This is a genomic window from Bradyrhizobium sp. SZCCHNS1050 (assembly GCF_032484785.1).
In the GTDB taxonomy this organism is placed as follows: domain Bacteria; phylum Pseudomonadota; class Alphaproteobacteria; order Rhizobiales; family Xanthobacteraceae; genus Bradyrhizobium.
This window is the reverse complement of sequence record NZ_JAUETR010000001.1, coordinates 161,988-177,042: the sequence shown is the minus strand read 5'-3', so window position 1 is coordinate 177,042 and position 15,055 is coordinate 161,988. Positions and strand designations below refer to the sequence as shown.

The following is a 15,055-nucleotide window of genomic DNA, read 5'->3' as shown; positions in this document are numbered from 1 at the left end:
GGCGCTCGTCCGGGCTACGACCGCGACGGCGCTGATTGTTTTGCACGAGGCCGAGCTCAAGCCGCGCTGGCGACCGACTTCGCCGCGAGATCGCCGCCGGCGATCTTGCGCAGCGCTGCGAGATTGGCCTCGGCTGAGGCCAATCGCCAGCAGGATTTCCCGCTCGACTTGGCTTCATACAATGCGGCGTCCGCCGCGAACAGCAGGGCTTCCGGATCGGTGCCGTGCTCGGGCGCGACGGCGATGCCGATGCTGATGCCGATCTGGACATGCGCGCCGCCCGGCAGGGCCATCGGCGAGGTCATCACCTCGATGATGCGCTCGCCGAGCGCCAGCGCGTGGTCGAGCGCAGGATCGCCGGCGAGCACCACGAACTCGTCGCCGCCGATCCGGGCGATGACGTCGCCCCGAGAGGCGGTCTGCCGCAGCGTCCGGCCGACGATCTTCAGCAGCTCGTCGCCTGCGGCGTGACCGAAGGTGTCGTTGACCGGCTTGAAGCCATCGAGATCGAGATACAGGACGGCGAAGCTGCGATCGCCGCCGGCGTCGAGCCTGCTCTGCAGTGCATCGATCAGGCCGGCGCGGTTGCGCAAGCCCGTGAGTGGATCGAGCCGCGCCCGCTCGTCGCTCTCGCGCTTGGCCTGCATGACCGCCACCAGCATCTTGTTGAGCCGGAACGCCGCGCCGGTCATGGCGAGGAAGTAGACCGGCATCTGCAGATACATCGCGAACAACAACGGCTCATGCGACGTCGCGACGCCGGGGATGACGGGGCCGATGCTGAACAGGATCATCGTGCCGACCAAGCGCGGCGCGCTGAAATTGCGAAAGCAGATGCCGCCCACCATGGCGGCCGAGGAGATGCAGGTCAGTGACGCGGCCACCCAGTCGCCCGACGCGAGGCTGATGCCGACACCGAAGCCGACACTGGCGCTCCAGGCCACCGACAGCAGGATGTGGATGTCGGTCGGCGTCGCCAGCCGCTCGCGGGCGCGGCGGTAGGCAATCATCATCACGATCAGCCGCGACAGGCAGATCGCGACTTCGAGCACGAACCAGGTGATGAAGAGCGGGCTCGGCGTACGCAGTGCGAGCGCTGCGGCGACAGCAACGGTGTTGATGGCGCCGCCGGCGAACACCGACCAGCAGCCGTAGAGCTCACGCGTCAACGCGCGGCGGATATCTGATGACACCGGATATCCCGGGTCGGCCAGCCAGCGCGTCACGCGCCAGCGTGGCAAACTGAACGCCAAACCATCACCCCGCATTTCAATACCTCCGCGGGGTTGCAATAAGCGCGATAGCACTTAACAGGCGTTTAGAGAGGTATCGGCGTCTCGCTGCATGCTTGATGCACGGTAAAAATTTACTCCACGTGGTATGCGCAGCTAACAACGAACTGAAGTTGAATTCTCAGCCCGAGGTTCTCGCGCGCGCACGTTCTTCGGTGACCGGCGCGACCTCCACCGTCGCATTGCCGAGCGCGCGGTCGCGCTCGAACACGAGACGGACGCGCTGCCCGACCGGTGTGAGGCCGATCAGGTTGCGCACCTGCGTGGCGCTGCGCACCGGCATGTCGTTCGCCTTCACGATGATGTCGCCCTTGCGCAGTCCCGCGCGTTCGGCCGGCGAGCCCACGGTGACGTCGGCGACGCGCGCGCCCTGAATCCGGCCATCGGCCGGCGCATCCAGGTCGAGCAGGGTCACGCCGATGCGGCCGCGATCGACGCGGCCGTTGGCGACGAGCTGCTCCATCACCCGCCGCGCCATGTTGATCGGGACGGCGAAGCCGATGCCGACATTGCCGCCGCCGGGCGAGATGATCGCGGTGTTGATGCCGACCAGCTCGCCGCGCAGATTGATCAGCGCGCCGCCGGAATTGCCGGGATTGATCGCGGCGTCGGTCTGGATGAAATCCTCGTAGCCCTGCTTGCCGAGGCCGGTTCGCCCGAGCGCGCTGACGAGACCCGAGGTGACGGTCTGGCCAAGACCGAACGGGTTGCCGACGGCGATCACGAAGTCGCCGACCTCGAGCGCATCACTGTCGCCAAGCGCGATGGCCTTGAGGTCGATAGGGTCCCTGATCTGCAGCAGCGCGATATCGGTGGCGGGATCGCGCCCGACCAGGCGGGCGGCGAATTTGCGGCCATCCTTGGTTCGGATCTGCGCTGTCGTGACGTGCTCGACGACGTGATTGGCGGTCATGACGTAGCCGCGCTGCGCATCGACGATGACGCCCGAGCCGGTGGCGCTGATCTGCTTCTCGACCTGCTTGGGGACGTCGAAAAACTCGCGAAACAGCGGGTCCTGGTAGAGCGGATTGTCCTGGCGGACCTTGCCTTCGACCGAGATGTTGACGACGGCGGGCGTCACTTCCTTGACCAGCGGGGCCAGCGTCGGCACCCGGCCGAGCTTGAGATCGGGAATTTGGGCCAAGGCAGGCCCGGTCATCAGGCAAAGCAGAATGGCAGGCGCCAGGACGGCCCGGAGAAAAGGCGGAAGCTGCATCGTGATCCCCAACAAGCGCGATCAGGATTTTTTGGCGACGACAGAACTGGGAAAGCGGCCGGCCCGGTTCAAGAGCCGCACTGGCAATCGTTCCCCGAGAGTGCCAAAAAATTTACGTGACCCTCTTGAACGAAAAGTTCGGCTTTCCTAGGTCGTTGCTCGCTCGGGGGCCTGATGGGACCCGAGGCTTATGACATCGCTGATCTGTAAAGGAGGATGTGCATGCATTTCCGTCCATTGCACGACCGCGTGCTCGTGCGCCGTATCGATGCCGAGGAGAAGACCAAGGGCGGCATCATCATTCCCGACACCGCCAAGGAGAAGCCGCAGGAGGGCGAGATCGTCGCCGCGGGTCCTGGCGCGCGGAATGAGCAGGGGCAATTGGTGCCGCTCGACGTCAAGCCCGGCGACCGGGTGCTGTTCGGGAAATGGTCGGGCACCGAGGTCAAGATCGACGGCAAGGATCTGCTGATCATGAAGGAGAGCGATCTGCTCGGCATCATCGACACGCCCGTCGCGGCCAAGAAGGCTGCGTGATTCCCTCAACTGACAGTCATCGAGAGAAAGGAGACGACGAACATGGCTGCCAAGGACGTGAAGTTTTCGACCGACGCGCGCGATCGCATGCTGCGCGGCGTCGACATCCTCGCCAATGCCGTGAAGGTCACGCTCGGTCCCAAGGGCCGCAACGTCGTGATCGAGAAATCGTTCGGCGCGCCGCGCATCACCAAGGACGGCGTGACGGTCGCCAAGGAGATCGAGCTGGAGGACAAGTTCGAGAACATGGGCGCGCAGATGGTGCGCGAGGTGGCCTCGAAGACCGCCGATCTCGCCGGCGACGGCACCACCACCGCCACCGTGCTCGCCCAGGCCATCGTCAAGGAAGGCGCGAAGTCGGTCGCCGCCGGCATGAACCCGATGGATCTGAAGCGCGGCATTGATCTCGCCGTCGACGCGATCGTCAAGGATCTCAAGTCGCACGCCAAGAAGATCACCAGCAATGACGAGATCGCGCAGGTCGGCACCATCTCGGCCAATGGCGACAACGAGATCGGCCGCTTCCTCGCCGAGGCCATGCAGAAGGTCGGCAATGAGGGCGTGATCACGGTCGAGGAGGCCAAGAGCCTCGACACCGAGCTCGAGGTGGTCGAAGGCATGCAGTTCGACCGCGGCTACGTTTCGCCGTACTTCGTCACCAATTCCGAGAAGATGCGGGTCGAGCTCGAGGATCCCTACATCCTGATCCACGAGAAGAAACTGTCGGGCCTGCAGACCATGCTGCCGCTGCTCGAAGCCGTGGTGCAGTCCGGCAAGCCGCTGCTGATCGTCGCCGAGGATGTCGAGGGCGAGGCGCTGGCGACGCTGGTGGTCAACAAGCTGCGCGGCGGCCTGAAGATCGCCGCGGTCAAGGCGCCGGGCTTCGGCGATCGCCGCAAGGCCATGCTGGAGGACATCGCGATCCTCACCGGCGGCACCACGATCTCCGAGGATCTCGGCATCAAGCTGGAGAACGTCACCTTGTCGATGCTCGGCCGCGCCAAGAAGGTCGTGGTCGACAAGGAGAACACCACGATCGTCGACGGCGCCGGCGCCAGGAAGGACATCGAGGCGCGCACCCAGCAGATCAGGCTGCAGATCGAGGAGACCACCTCCGACTACGACCGCGAGAAGCTGCAGGAGCGGCTGGCCAAGCTCGCCGGCGGCGTCGCGGTGATCCGGGTCGGCGGCGCCACCGAGGTCGAGGTCAAGGAGCGCAAGGATCGCGTCGATGATGCGCTGCATGCGACCCGCGCCGCGGTGGAGGAGGGCATCCTGCCCGGCGGCGGCGTCGCGCTGCTGCGCGCCACCAAGGTGCTCGACGGCGTCAAGACTGTTAACGCCGACCAGAAGGCCGGCGTCGACATCGTCCGGCGCGCCATCCAGGTGCCGGTGCGGCAGATCGTGCAGAACGCCGGCGAGGACGGCTCGCTGGTGGTCGGCAAGCTCCTGGAAAAGGATGCCTATGGCTGGGGCTTCAACGCCGCGACCGGCGAGTACCAGGATCTGGTGCAGGCCGGCGTGATCGACCCCGCCAAGGTGGTCCGTACCGCGCTGCAGGATGCGGCCTCGGTCGCCTCGCTGCTGATCACCACCGAGGCGCTGGTGGCCGACAAGCCGAAGAAGGCGGACGCCGCCGCGGCCGCGCCGTCGATGGACTTCTGATCTGATGAAGCCGGGGCTGGCCGCAGCCAGCCCCGGCTGCCTGAAGGAAATATCTACAAACAACTGATCGCTGCCCTGTGCGGTCGTGGATCGGCCACAACGGGCAGCTATCAATCAGGTTGGCGATCGCAGTTCGTCCAGAACCGGCCACAATTGCGTTCAGTGAGCCGGCTGTGATCGGACCGACGGTCGACGGGAGGTGTGGTTGAGCGCTGCCGCGCCGCCCGGTCTCATCAGCAGCGCGAGCTCGCAGGCCCGATCATGCCAGCCTGGCAATACGATCATCCGCCGCCCAACCCGACCTCCGTCATGAGCATGGGCGATCCCCGTCGCTTGACGCGGTTTTTGATCGAGAGCGAGCAACGCGTGGTGGCGCACTGCCAGGCCGTGTTGTCGCGTGGCGACATCGATCAGCGCGAGCGCGACCGGCTGGTCAGCGTGCTCCGGGAGGCGACGATGCGGCTGCAGCGGCTGTCCGCCGTGGCCGCCTGACGGGTATTGCGCTGCGAAAAGGCTGCGACAAAAAAATCGATCCGTTCCTCTTGAAATGGATGCCGGCTTTTCTAATTCGTCTGCTGCCGCTTCGGCGGCGCCGGGTGCCATCAGGGCCCGGTCGAAATCTGGGCGCTGACCGGTTGTCTGGTACTCAGAAGTCTCTTGGTACTCGGACATCTCCGGGACTTTGAAGTCCGCATCGGCTCGGCGCTCCTTCGTATCCATCTTGCTCCTAGGAGGACTTGGCTATGAGGACCTACGACTTCTCTCCGCTGTGGCGTTCGACCATCGGCTTCGACCGTCTGTTCGACCTGCTCGACGAGACCCAGCGCGCGGTCGAGGACCACTATCCCCCGTACAACATCGAGCGGATCGGCGACGACCGCTACCAGATTTCGCTGGCGCTGGCGGGCTTCGCTCCGGACGAACTGTCCATCACCGCCGAGCACAACGTGCTCACGGTGGAAGGACGCAAGGGCGACAAGGAGACCCGCGAATACCTCTATCAGGGCATCTCGTCGCGGCCGTTCAAGCGGCAGTTCAATCTCGCCGACTACGTGCAGGTGACCAACGCGGCGTTCGACAACGGCCTGCTGCGGATCGAGCTCGTGCGCGAGATTCCCGAGGCGATGAAGCCGCGCCGCATCGCCATCGGCACGGCGCCGGTCGAGAAGATCGCGCAGCAGAAGGCGGCCTGACGCCTTGTTCGAGCTAGGGCGCGGGCGACGTGTCGCCCGCGCCGTAGCAGCATCTGTCTCTGGTGAAAGGAGTGGAAGAGGAGAGACGCCATGAGCGAGCACCGTTTTTCGATCACCGCGGGCAGTGCCGGATTCCATCCGGTCTCGCACTACGAGTCGCCGGCGGACCTGCTGAATGACCGCAAGCTGTCACTGGCCGAGAAGCGGCTGATCCTGTCGTCCTGGGCGTCGGACATGTATGCTGTCGAGTCGCAGCCGGGCCTGCGCAAGATCCCGGGTATCGCCAGGCCGCTTTATTTGGCCGACGTGCTCGGCGCGCTGCGTCAGCTCGACCGCGAGGATCAGCCGCCGCGCCCACGCGGCGGGGCAGCCATGCGCATCGTTCCGCGCGTCGATGTCGAAGCCGATGGCGCCGCGATGGACAGCGCCGCGAGCGGCAGGATGCGGCCCGCCGCCCGCCTGCGGTTCTCGCGCGAGGCCAATGTGCGGCGCTATCGCAAGCTGCTCGCCACCCGCCTTGCCGAGCACGAGCGGCGCTTCGTCGAGCGGCGGCTGGCCGAGGAATTGCAGCAACTGCACGGCCCGTCCGAGCGGCAGGGCATGGCTCGGGCAGGATGCTGCTGACGGGGCACGTCATCGCACGAATAAAAACGCCGCCCGGAATTGGGCGGCGTTTCATTCCGAAAAGCGTAGAGGGTGATGGGTTCAGACTAACCGATCAGCGGGCGACAATCAATTCCGGTAGCCCGGATTGAGGCGATCGAGCCGGCGCAGCAGCGGCGGCCAGACCAGCTGGGTGGAGCGCAGCTCGACGCGATCCTCGTTGTCGAACAGCTTCGCATTCTTGTCGATGACCTCGTCGCGCACGGGATAGGCCGAGGGACCGAGCGTGCGCGTGCGGACCTGGATCGAGCAGGCACGCTCCAAGTGATACATGCGCTCGAAGGCGGAGGCGACCGAGCGGCCGACCGTCAGGGTGCCGTGATTGCGCAAAAGCATGTTGTTCTTGCTGCCGAGGTCGCGCTGCAGCCGCGGCCGCTCGTCATGGTCCAGCGCCACGCCCTCGTAGTCGTGATAGGCGAGGTCGTGGGTCACGTATTGCGCAATCTGGTTCAGTGGCAGCAGGCCGTCGGCGCAGCTCGACACCGCGACGCCGTCGAGCGTGTGCAGATGGATCACGCAGCCGGCATCCTCGCGGACCTCATGGATCGCGGAATGGATGGTGAAGCCGGCGGGATTGATGCTGTACTCGCTCTCGGACAACTGATTGCCGTAGAGGTCGACCTTGATCAGGCTGGAGGCGGTGATCTCCTCGAACAGCAGGCCGTAGGGGTTGATCAGGAAGTGATGCTCGGGGCCGGGCACGCGGGCCGAGATATGAGTGTCCACCAGGTCGTCCCAGCCGAACAGCGCCACCAGGCGGTAGGCGGCGGCGAGATTGACCCGCTGCGACCATTCGGCCTCGGTCATGTTCGACGGCACTTCCTTGAGGCGCGCTTCGGCGGGCGACATGGCATTCTCCGATTTCCAGGGCTGACCCGAGCCTAGGCGGCCCGCCGCCGCGCGACAAGGCGCGGGGCAGGGGGAGCAGTCATGTCGCGCGGCTGAGCAGGCCGCTCACGGCGCCGGGATCGACAGCAGGCTGGAGATGCTGCGGCCGCGGATGTCGTAGACCCGGGCGAACACGACGTCGTCGCGCTTGATCTCGACCATGACAGGGGCAGTCAGTCCCTTGCAGTAGAACTCGCCGAGCGTCATGGCGAAGTCGGCCGCGTGGCTGTCCCAGCCGATGGTGAAATCGGGGCCGAGCGCGACCTGGGCCGGCCGCTGCGGGCCGCAGACCGCGACCTTCCATTTGTGCCCGATCGGCGGCACCTCCTGGCGCTCGTCGAGCTGCTCCTTCAGCCCGTCGGAGGCCTGCTTCAGCGCCAGCCCCCAATAGTCGAGCATGAATCGGGTGTCGGCCTCGCGCACGGTGCCGGCGATGAAGTTGAAGTGGGTGTACTGATAGGGATGCAGCCGGATCATCTCCGCCAGCGGCAGCAGCAGGCCGAAGCAGAACGCGGCGATTGCCACCGGCTGCCAGCTGCGGCGTTCGTCGGCGTTGAGCCACGACAGCAGCCAGGAGAAGGCGATGCCGCCGAGCAGCGCCATCGGCGGGATCACGAACACGAAGTGGCGGATGCCGTTGTAGAGCGCCGGGCGTTTGACGATCGCGATCAGGATCGGCAGCGTCGCCGCCAGCGTCAGCATCAGCAGGATGCTCTTCCGGCGCGCCGGCACGTCGGGCCGCGACAGCGACATGATCGAGGCCACGACGCCGGCGACGAACAGCGCGATCATCAGTTCGGGCAGTTGCAGCGCGAACAGCGTCGGCAAATACGACCAGGGCATGTCCGGCACCGAGACCAGCGCCCCGTCGAACATCTCCTTCCACGGCTTCTCGAAGAAGTGCGAGAAATAGGTCAGGGCCCGGAACGGGTTGGCCGGTTCGATGATCGACCAGGGCCAGATCAGCCCCATGATCAGGTAGCCCAGGATCAGGCCGGGGATCAGCACATAGAGCACGTGGGCGAAGCGGCGGATCGTCTCGCGCGGCCCTTGCGTGCGGTACTCCTCCAAGAACAGCGGCATGAAGCCGACCATCGCATAGACGACAGCCATGCCGCCCAGGATGCGGGAGCCGATCGAAAAGCCGGAGCCGAGGCCGAGGATCAGGATGGTGCGCGGCGAGGGGTAGGGGTACTCCTCGGCAAGGCGCACGAGACCCATCAGCAGCACCACCATGGCGACCGCGAAGGGGGCGTCCTTCGGGTTCATGAACATGTGGCCGTAGAAGATCGGGCACAGCGCCAGCAGCAGCAGCGCGGCGAGGCCGGCCACCGGACCGCCGATGCGACGCGCCAGGCGCCAGGTCACGCCAAGGCCGATCAGCCCGACGACGGCCCCGACCAGCCGGCGCGTCTCGAACAATTCCAGCGGCAGGATCTTGTGCAGCAGGGCTGCAACCATGTCGAAGCCGCCACCGTACATATACAGGTTGGCGAACGACAGCGCCGCCTGGTCCCTGAAACCGGAGCCGTACATGCGCAGCAACAGATCGGCATATTCGGCATGGGTGTAATCGTCCCAGCCGAGGCCGTAATCCCGGAAGGTCAGTCCGGCCACCACCGCGACCGCGGCAAGCACGAACAGTGCAAGATCGTCATACGTCCGCTCGAGGGACCGCCGCGTCGGGGTCTCAAGAACCGAAGTGGTTATCGTTGTCATGGCTGAGTGTGACCCGGCGTCCCCTGGCGACCCCGCTTCCGCGTTTCAGGCCTGTGTTCCCCGCCTCCGTATAGCGCGTCCCGGCTTCCGAGGTGTCGGAATTATGGGAAGGTATGCTTCTCGCAGCGCAGCGGGGACCCGAATTTCGGCTGCTGAGCGCCATATTGGCACAGTCAAATGAACGCCCGCTGAACCACAGGGGCCGGAAGAGCCCGGGAGGAACCTCAATGAATGCCGAGGGTTGGCCGATGTATATTGTGGCGACATCATGACGATGGCTGCACGGCGGACGAGAACTTCAGCAGGATTGGCCGAACTTCCGCTGCAAATTGTCGCGGATTTGGACTAGAAACCGGATTCAAGGACGCGCGCAACCGCAGCTATCTAATGTGATTTCGGTCGGGACACCGTCCGGAACCGGCGCATTAGGGGATGAGTTCGATGATGAGTGCAATGTTGGCCGCCGGAGCCCTCGCCGTGTTGGCCGGGCTCGGGGCGATCGCCTGGGGAATTCCGGTCAAGGAGTTCAGCGTCGGCAATACGCTGATCCTGTCGGGGACCCTTGGCGTCTGCAGCGGGCTGATCCTGTTCGGACTGGCGGCCGTCCTCAGCGAGCTGAAGGTGATTTCGAGCCGGCTGAGGTCGGGTCCGGGCGCCGAGTCCGAGGCCAAGCCTCTGCAGCTCCCGCTCGGCGCCAGCAAGACCGACTTTGAGACCGCCCCGGTGCCGCCGACGGAGGACGTCTGGCGCGAGGGGGGCTCGCCACGTCCGCGTCCCCGCATGCCGGACCTGTCGTCTCCCCTGTCCTCGGGGTTGTCGTCGTCGCCTCTGTCCTCGTCTCCTTTGTCAGGCTCGCTGCGCGCCTCCGAGCCCTTGCCGGCGCCGGACGAGCCGCCAGCCGAACCCGCCGAGCGGCCCAAGCGCAACCTGCTGTTTGCGTCGTCGTCGCGGCGGGAACGGGAGCGCGCGGAGAAGCGCGGCGCCGAGCCGTTGCCGACGGATTTCCGGTCACCGCCCCTCGGCGCACCGCCGCCCATGCCGCTGGACGAGCCTGCCGCGACCGAGTCGGGCCCGTCGGACGGCTGGTCTCGACCGGAGCGGACGCCGGAGCCTCTGCGCCCGCCGTTCCCGCGGCGCTTGGCGCGGGCCGCGCCGGCCTTCGTCGAACCCGAGCCAACCCCGCCGCTGCCTGAGCCGAAGGACCTGGACGCGCCGGCCGTCAGCATCGTCAAGTCGGGTGTGGTGGATGGGATGGCCTATTCGCTCTATTCCGACGGCTCGATCGAGGCGCAGATGCCCGAAGGGATGATGCGCTTTGCGTCGATCGACGAGCTGCGCACCCATCTCGAAGGCCGGACCTGACGCGGCCGGATCACACGGTCAGGTTGAATTCGGCTGGCGTACGGTACGCAGTACTTGGCGGGTGACAGACTTCTCAAGAAGAAGTCCTCACTATCTTGTTATTTTGCCAGTCATTTGCCCATATTGCTTGCAGAATCGCGAGACAACGCTGCCACTCGGCGCGAGTGATACTTGCGATCGAGGGATACTTTGCGATCGACGGTCGCAGGGCGGAGCGGGATGAGGGTTCGATGACCGAAGCGGTCGGCAAGAGCTTTATCGATCTGACGGCCGACATCGTGTCGGCCTATCTCAGCAACAACCCGACACCGGCGGCGGAGATTCCCTCTCTGATCAGCCAGGTGCATGCGGCGCTGACGCGGGTCGCAGCGGGACGAAGCGAGCCCGCGCCGGAGCCGGCGCGGCCAGCGGTCCCGGTGAAGAAATCGATTCACCCGGACTATCTGGTCTGTCTCGAGGACGGCAAGCGCTTCAAGTCGCTGCGGCGACATCTGCGCACGCAGTACAACATGACGCCGGAACAATATCGCGACAAATGGAACCTGCCGCCGGACTATCCGATGGTGGCACCGAACTACGCGGTCACCCGCTCGCAGCTCGCCAAGAAGATGGGCCTGGGCCAGCAGCGGCCCGAGCGGGAGAAGTAGCCGAACCGATCAGGACGCCGTGGCGAGCGCCTCGCGAGCGTCGGCGCGGATGCGCTCGACCATCGAGCGCAGGCCGTTGGAGCGCTGCGGCGTCAGATGCTCGCGGAACCCGAGTTCGTCGAACACCGCGGGCGCATCGATGGTCATGATCTCCTGCGGAGTCCGCCCGGAATACAGCGTCAGCAGAATTGCGATCAGACCACGAACGATGTGGGCGTCGCTGTCGCCGAGATAGTTCAGCACGGGCACGGCGCCGCTGTGATCGACGTGCTTCGACAGCCAGACCTGGCTGGCGCAGCCCTGCACCTTGTTCGCGGCGGAGTGCTCGTCCTCTGGCATCGGCGCCAGGGTGCGGCCGAGCTCGATCACGTAGCGGTAGCGGTCGTCCCAGTCGTCCAGCAGGGCGAAATTGTCGCGGATGTCGTCGATCGTCATGATGCTCTTCGGTCCCGATGTCGGCCTTCATATAGGCGTTCGGGAGGACGAAAGCGACAGTCGGTTCCGTCGCTTCAGGGCGTCGGCGGCAGATGCCATTCGGCGGCGAGATCGTCGGCCGAGAGCGTATCGGCCGGCGCGTCACCCGGCGGAATCTCCTCGAGCACGGGGGCGTCGATCGAGCCGGTGTGATCGTTGCCGCGCTTGTCGAGACTGGCCGGCTTCACCGGGCCGATGAACTTGTCGGCGCCGGCCGGCTTCTCCGCGGCGTCGGACTTGTCGGTGATGATCTGGTAGATCTTGCGCGCGCCTTCCTGGGCGCGGTGGCCGATTACGGTCGCGGCCTGGCCGCCGACCTCGCAGGCCTGCGGCTGGCGCTTGCAGAACTGGCTCATGTCGGAGACGGCCGCGGTCGCGGCCTGCACGGCTTCGTGCGCATTGATCTGCGGCAGCTTGTCGGCGTCCGGGCTCTTCTCGCGCGGCAGCAGCACCAGCACGAGTCCGAGCCAGAATGCCATCCGAAGCAGAAAGAACATCACGCAACCCCGACCGTGCTGCTGATCTCGCGTGCTCAAGTCGCGCAACGGGATCGCAGCTGATTGTTCTATGTCGCGACTGCTTGCATTGGGCTTAATTGGTTGAGATTTCGCGAAGTCGGGCGCTGGATTTTTTTCGGAGTAAATTTTTCATTGGCGCCGGGCGCACGCGCCGTGCAACCGGCTGTAGATCGCGCCGCTTTCGCAACCGCAGGCCCGGCCGGAAACGATGCATTCACCATCCCGGCCGAATGGCGGGCTCACCGCAGTCTGGCCCTTAGCGTTCGCTTAATGCGAGTCTGACACGGTGACTTCCGACGACAGGGGGCGTCCCGGCGCGTTCTCTTTGTGAGAACCACCGACAGGCCGAGGCGCGAGAGCCGTGAGTGTGTTGAGTATCATCCGCGATTGTCTCGATGCGTTATTGCATCCATCGGCTCGAACTGATGCGATGACGCGCGCGCGCCATCGCGCCTTCATCGCGCCGCGCCTGCTGGGCAGCCTCGCCGCCTTCGCCGTGTTTCCTGCCTTTCTCGCGATGCGCGGTGCGCCGAGCGCGCTCGAGGTCGGCGCGCTGTCCTGGCTGATCGCGCCCATTCTGCTGTCCTGGTATCTGTCGCGCACCGGCCGCTACGAGAGCGCCTGCGCGCTGTCGTCGCTGGCACTGTCGGCGCTGATCATGGCGGTGTCGATCGAGACCGGCGGCATCGAATCCTTTGCCGCGGTGTGGCTGATCGTCGTCCCCCTGGAAGCCTCGTTCTCGGCCTCGCGCCGCGTCGTCGTGTTCTCCGCGGGGCTCGCACTGTGCTGCGCGCTGCTGCTGATCCTCATCGGTCATTTCGGCTGGCTGCCGAAGCCCGAGACCAACCCCGCCTTGCGCACCGGGCTGCTCGCGTTCGGCGTCGCCTCAGCCACGCTCTATGCGGCCGTGCTCGCGTTTGCCGCCGACACGCTCGCGCGCACCAGCGTGACGCTGCTGTCGATGGAGGAGGAGCGCTATCGCCTGCTCGCGCGCAATATGAGCGACGTGATCTCCCGTCACCGCCGCAACGGCGCGGTCATGTTCATCTCGCCGGCGGCCGAGACGCTGCTCGGCGCGCCGGTCGCGCAGCTGCACGGCCACGGCCTGTTCGAACGGGTCCATGTCGCCGACCGGCCGGCCTATCTCACGGCGCTGTCGGAAGCGGCGGGCGGCAGCGAAGCCTCGAGTGTCGAGTTCCGCCTGCGCCGCGATGCGCCGGGCGAGGGCCGCGCCTTTCATCATCCGGTCGATTTCATCTGGGTCGAAATGCGTTGCCGCCCGCTCGACCGCATCGGCGTGGCGCCGGGCGGGTCGGAGCAGGAGGTGGTCGCGGTCATGCGCGACGTCACCGATCGCAAGCTGCAGGAGCAGGCGCTCGAATTGGCGCGCAGCGCCGCCGAGCGCGCCGACGCCGCGAAGACGCGATTCCTCGCCACCATGAGCCACGAGCTGCGCACGCCCTTGAACGCCATCATCGGCTTCTCCGAGATGCTGATGCAGGAGCAGGTGCTGGTGCTGAACGCGGCGCGGCGCCGCGAATATGCGCAGCTCATCAATGATTCCGGCCAGCATCTGCTGTCGGTCGTGAACGGCATCCTCGACATGTCGAAGATGGAGTCCGGCAATTTCGAGCTGACGCCGGAGCCGTTTGCGCCGCGAGTGGCGCTTATCAATTGCTGCAACCTGCTGGCGCTGCGGGCGCGCGAGAACGGTGTCGATCTGTCGGCCGACGTGCCGCAGGACCTGCCGATGGTCACCGGTGATCCGCGCGCCTTCAAGCAGATCGTGCTCAACCTCGTCTCCAATGCCATCAAGTTCACCGAGCGCGGCGGCCATGTCACAGTCTCGGCGGGCGTCGACGGCGCGCGCCTGCTGCTGCGAATCACCGACACCGGCGTCGGCATCGCCGCCGATGATCTCAAGCGCATCGGCGATCCGTTCTTCCAGGCCGGCAAGACCTACCAGCGCCGTCACGAGGGAACCGGCCTCGGGCTCTCGATCGTCAAGAGCCTCGTGACCTTGCACGGCGGCGAAATGTCGATAGAAAGCAAGATCGACGAGGGGACCACGGTCACGATCGCGCTGCCGATCAACTTCGTGGCCGAGGCCGCTGCGGGCGCCACCGTCACGCCGCTGTCACCCTCGCGCTCCGCCCAGCCAGGGCAGGTCATGCAGGTGAAGAAGAGTGCCTAGACGAGCTGCAGAGGATGATCCGGCGCCGCCGCGCCGTCGCAAGCGCGCCGCTGCGGCCGTCGTCGACGTGGCGGAGGGGCGCGGCTGGCTGCTGCGGGCCATGCTGTACAGTCCGAAGGATCTGTTTGCGGGCCTGCTGGCCTGCGCGGCTGGCAGCGCCATCATCGTCAATGCCTTGTTCCTGCAATCGGGACCGCATCCGGCGCCGATGTTCGGGTCGATTGTGACCATTCCGCCCCATCTGACGAGCTCCAATCCGCTGCCGCGGCCCCGGCCGATGGACATCTCGCCGTTGGATCCGAAGGTGATCGAGACGCGGCCCGCCGAAACCAGGGCGGCGGAGCAGAGGGCGGTCGAGCAGCGCGCCACCGAGCCGCGTCCGGATCAGAAATATGCCGATCCTCTGGCCGATCTCGTCCGCTCGGTCAGCGGCGGTCAGGGCAACGTGCCGCGTCCGCAACCGACGCAGCAGGGCGGCAATGTCCGTCGTGTCGCCGCGGTCCAGCGTGCGCTGACCGAATACGGCTATGGCCAGTTGAAGCCGACGGGGATGGTCGGCTCCGACACCCTGGCCGCGATCCAGAAGTTCGAGCGCGAGCGCAAGCTGCCGGTAACGGGCCAGGTGTCGGACCGCCTGGTGCGCGAGCTTGCGATTGTCATCGGTCACCCGATCGAATAGAGCAGGGG

The 15,055-nt window shown here is 66.0% G+C and carries 15 protein-coding genes; 9 read left to right on the top strand and 6 right to left on the bottom strand.

Annotation, left to right across the window (positions count from 1 at the left end):
- Positions 1-56: 56 nt before the first annotated feature.
- Together QX094_RS00770 and QX094_RS00765 are read right to left on the bottom strand one after the other, a co-directional pair.
- Positions 57-1,268 carry a GGDEF domain-containing protein gene (locus QX094_RS00770; protein WP_315768141.1) on the bottom strand — a complete coding sequence of 404 codons (1,212 nt, stop codon included), beginning with the start codon at positions 1,266-1,268 and terminating at the stop codon, positions 57-59.
- A 145-nt stretch (positions 1,269-1,413) separates the two neighbouring features.
- Entirely contained in the window at positions 1,414-2,508 is a 1,095-nt protein-coding gene (locus QX094_RS00765; protein WP_315753079.1) for a trypsin-like peptidase domain-containing protein, read from the bottom strand.
- Positions 2,509-2,730: 222 nt separating this feature from the next.
- Between QX094_RS00765 and groES the strand changes: the two genes are divergently transcribed.
- The 5 genes from groES to QX094_RS00740 all read left to right on the top strand — a co-directional run bounded on the left by groES (position 2,731) and on the right by QX094_RS00740 (position 6,527).
- Positions 2,731-3,045 (top strand): co-chaperone GroES, encoded by a 315-nt coding sequence (groES, locus tag QX094_RS00760; RefSeq protein ID WP_008961795.1) that lies wholly within the window; start codon positions 2,731-2,733, stop codon positions 3,043-3,045.
- Between the two features lie 42 nt (positions 3,046-3,087).
- A complete protein-coding gene (gene groL, locus QX094_RS00755; RefSeq protein ID WP_315716107.1) occupies positions 3,088-4,710 on the top strand; it encodes a chaperonin GroEL in 1,623 nt (540 codons plus the stop codon).
- 261 nt (positions 4,711-4,971) lie between these two features.
- Positions 4,972-5,202 carry a hypothetical protein gene (locus QX094_RS00750; RefSeq protein WP_315716108.1) on the top strand — a complete coding sequence of 77 codons (231 nt, stop codon included), beginning with the start codon at positions 4,972-4,974 and terminating at the stop codon, positions 5,200-5,202.
- Between the two features lie 251 nt (positions 5,203-5,453).
- Complete coding sequence (locus QX094_RS00745; protein WP_315716109.1) at positions 5,454-5,903, top strand: Hsp20 family protein; 450 nt, start codon at positions 5,454-5,456, stop codon at positions 5,901-5,903.
- A gap of 90 nt (positions 5,904-5,993) precedes the next feature.
- Positions 5,994-6,527 carry a hypothetical protein gene (locus tag QX094_RS00740; RefSeq protein ID WP_315768137.1) on the top strand — a complete coding sequence of 178 codons (534 nt, stop codon included), beginning with the start codon at positions 5,994-5,996 and terminating at the stop codon, positions 6,525-6,527.
- A 108-nt stretch (positions 6,528-6,635) separates the two neighbouring features.
- Here the strand turns inward: QX094_RS00740 and QX094_RS00735 are convergent, their stop codons facing one another.
- A complete protein-coding gene (locus QX094_RS00735; protein ID WP_315768135.1) occupies positions 6,636-7,415 on the bottom strand; it encodes a class II aldolase/adducin family protein in 780 nt (259 codons plus the stop codon).
- 105 nt (positions 7,416-7,520) lie between these two features.
- Positions 7,521-9,173: a glycosyltransferase family 39 protein gene (locus QX094_RS00730; protein ID WP_315716112.1), complete on the bottom strand. Its 1,653-nt coding sequence runs from the start codon at positions 9,171-9,173 to the stop codon at positions 7,521-7,523.
- A 441-nt stretch (positions 9,174-9,614) separates the two neighbouring features.
- Here QX094_RS00730 and QX094_RS00725 point away from each other — a divergent pair, with 441 nt between their 5' ends.
- Together QX094_RS00725 and QX094_RS00720 are read left to right on the top strand one after the other, a co-directional pair.
- Complete coding sequence (locus tag QX094_RS00725; RefSeq protein WP_315716113.1) at positions 9,615-10,535, top strand: hypothetical protein; 921 nt, start codon at positions 9,615-9,617, stop codon at positions 10,533-10,535.
- A gap of 230 nt (positions 10,536-10,765) precedes the next feature.
- The gene (locus QX094_RS00720; protein WP_315716114.1) at positions 10,766-11,182 is read left to right on the top strand and encodes a MucR family transcriptional regulator; all 417 of its coding nucleotides are present in this window, start codon (positions 10,766-10,768) and stop codon (positions 11,180-11,182) included.
- Positions 11,183-11,191: 9 nt separating this feature from the next.
- Here QX094_RS00720 and QX094_RS00715 read toward each other — a convergent pair whose 3' ends face one another.
- Both QX094_RS00715 and QX094_RS00710 read right to left on the bottom strand, forming a co-directional pair.
- Entirely contained in the window at positions 11,192-11,617 is a 426-nt protein-coding gene (locus QX094_RS00715) for a SufE family protein (RefSeq protein ID WP_315753075.1), read from the bottom strand.
- Between the two features lie 74 nt (positions 11,618-11,691).
- Positions 11,692-12,153 carry a DUF5330 domain-containing protein gene (locus QX094_RS00710; RefSeq protein ID WP_315753074.1) on the bottom strand — a complete coding sequence of 154 codons (462 nt, stop codon included), beginning with the start codon at positions 12,151-12,153 and terminating at the stop codon, positions 11,692-11,694.
- Between the two features lie 451 nt (positions 12,154-12,604).
- Here QX094_RS00710 and QX094_RS00705 point away from each other — a divergent pair, with 451 nt between their 5' ends.
- Positions 12,605-14,368, top strand: coding sequence for a PAS domain-containing sensor histidine kinase (locus tag QX094_RS00705; RefSeq protein ID WP_315768132.1), 1,764 nt, complete (start codon positions 12,605-12,607; stop codon positions 14,366-14,368).
- Positions 14,361-15,047, top strand: a complete 687-nt coding sequence (locus QX094_RS00700; RefSeq protein ID WP_315716118.1) for a peptidoglycan-binding domain-containing protein — start codon at positions 14,361-14,363, stop codon at positions 15,045-15,047. The genes QX094_RS00705 and QX094_RS00700 overlap by 8 nt, the downstream gene beginning before the upstream one ends.
- The last annotated feature ends 8 nt before the right edge of the window (positions 15,048-15,055 follow it).

Excerpts from the sequence above, each read along its gene's own strand:
- QX094_RS00750 (WP_315716108.1), top strand. The coding sequence starts at position 4,972 with ATGCCAGCCTGGCAATACGATCATCCGCCGCCCAACCCGACCTCCGTC.
- groES (WP_008961795.1), top strand. The coding sequence starts at position 2,731 with ATGCATTTCCGTCCATTGCACGACCGCGTGCTCGTGCGCCGTATCGAT.
- QX094_RS00745 (WP_315716109.1), top strand. The coding sequence starts at position 5,454 with ATGAGGACCTACGACTTCTCTCCGCTGTGGCGTTCGACCATCGGCTTC.
- QX094_RS00740 (WP_315768137.1), top strand. The coding sequence starts at position 5,994 with ATGAGCGAGCACCGTTTTTCGATCACCGCGGGCAGTGCCGGATTCCAT.
- QX094_RS00735 (WP_315768135.1), bottom strand. The coding sequence starts at position 7,415 with ATGTCGCCCGCCGAAGCGCGCCTCAAGGAAGTGCCGTCGAACATGACC.
- QX094_RS00730 (WP_315716112.1), bottom strand. The coding sequence starts at position 9,173 with ATGACAACGATAACCACTTCGGTTCTTGAGACCCCGACGCGGCGGTCC.
- QX094_RS00715 (WP_315753075.1), bottom strand. The coding sequence starts at position 11,617 with ATGACGATCGACGACATCCGCGACAATTTCGCCCTGCTGGACGACTGG.
- QX094_RS00720 (WP_315716114.1), top strand. The coding sequence starts at position 10,766 with ATGACCGAAGCGGTCGGCAAGAGCTTTATCGATCTGACGGCCGACATC.
- groL (WP_315716107.1), top strand. The coding sequence starts at position 3,088 with ATGGCTGCCAAGGACGTGAAGTTTTCGACCGACGCGCGCGATCGCATG.
- QX094_RS00725 (WP_315716113.1), top strand. The coding sequence starts at position 9,615 with ATGATGAGTGCAATGTTGGCCGCCGGAGCCCTCGCCGTGTTGGCCGGG.
- QX094_RS00765 (WP_315753079.1), bottom strand. The coding sequence starts at position 2,508 with ATGCAGCTTCCGCCTTTTCTCCGGGCCGTCCTGGCGCCTGCCATTCTG.
- QX094_RS00705 (WP_315768132.1), top strand. The coding sequence starts at position 12,605 with ATGACGCGCGCGCGCCATCGCGCCTTCATCGCGCCGCGCCTGCTGGGC.
- QX094_RS00710 (WP_315753074.1), bottom strand. The coding sequence starts at position 12,153 with ATGTTCTTTCTGCTTCGGATGGCATTCTGGCTCGGACTCGTGCTGGTG.
- QX094_RS00770 (WP_315768141.1), bottom strand. The coding sequence starts at position 1,268 with ATGCGGGGTGATGGTTTGGCGTTCAGTTTGCCACGCTGGCGCGTGACG.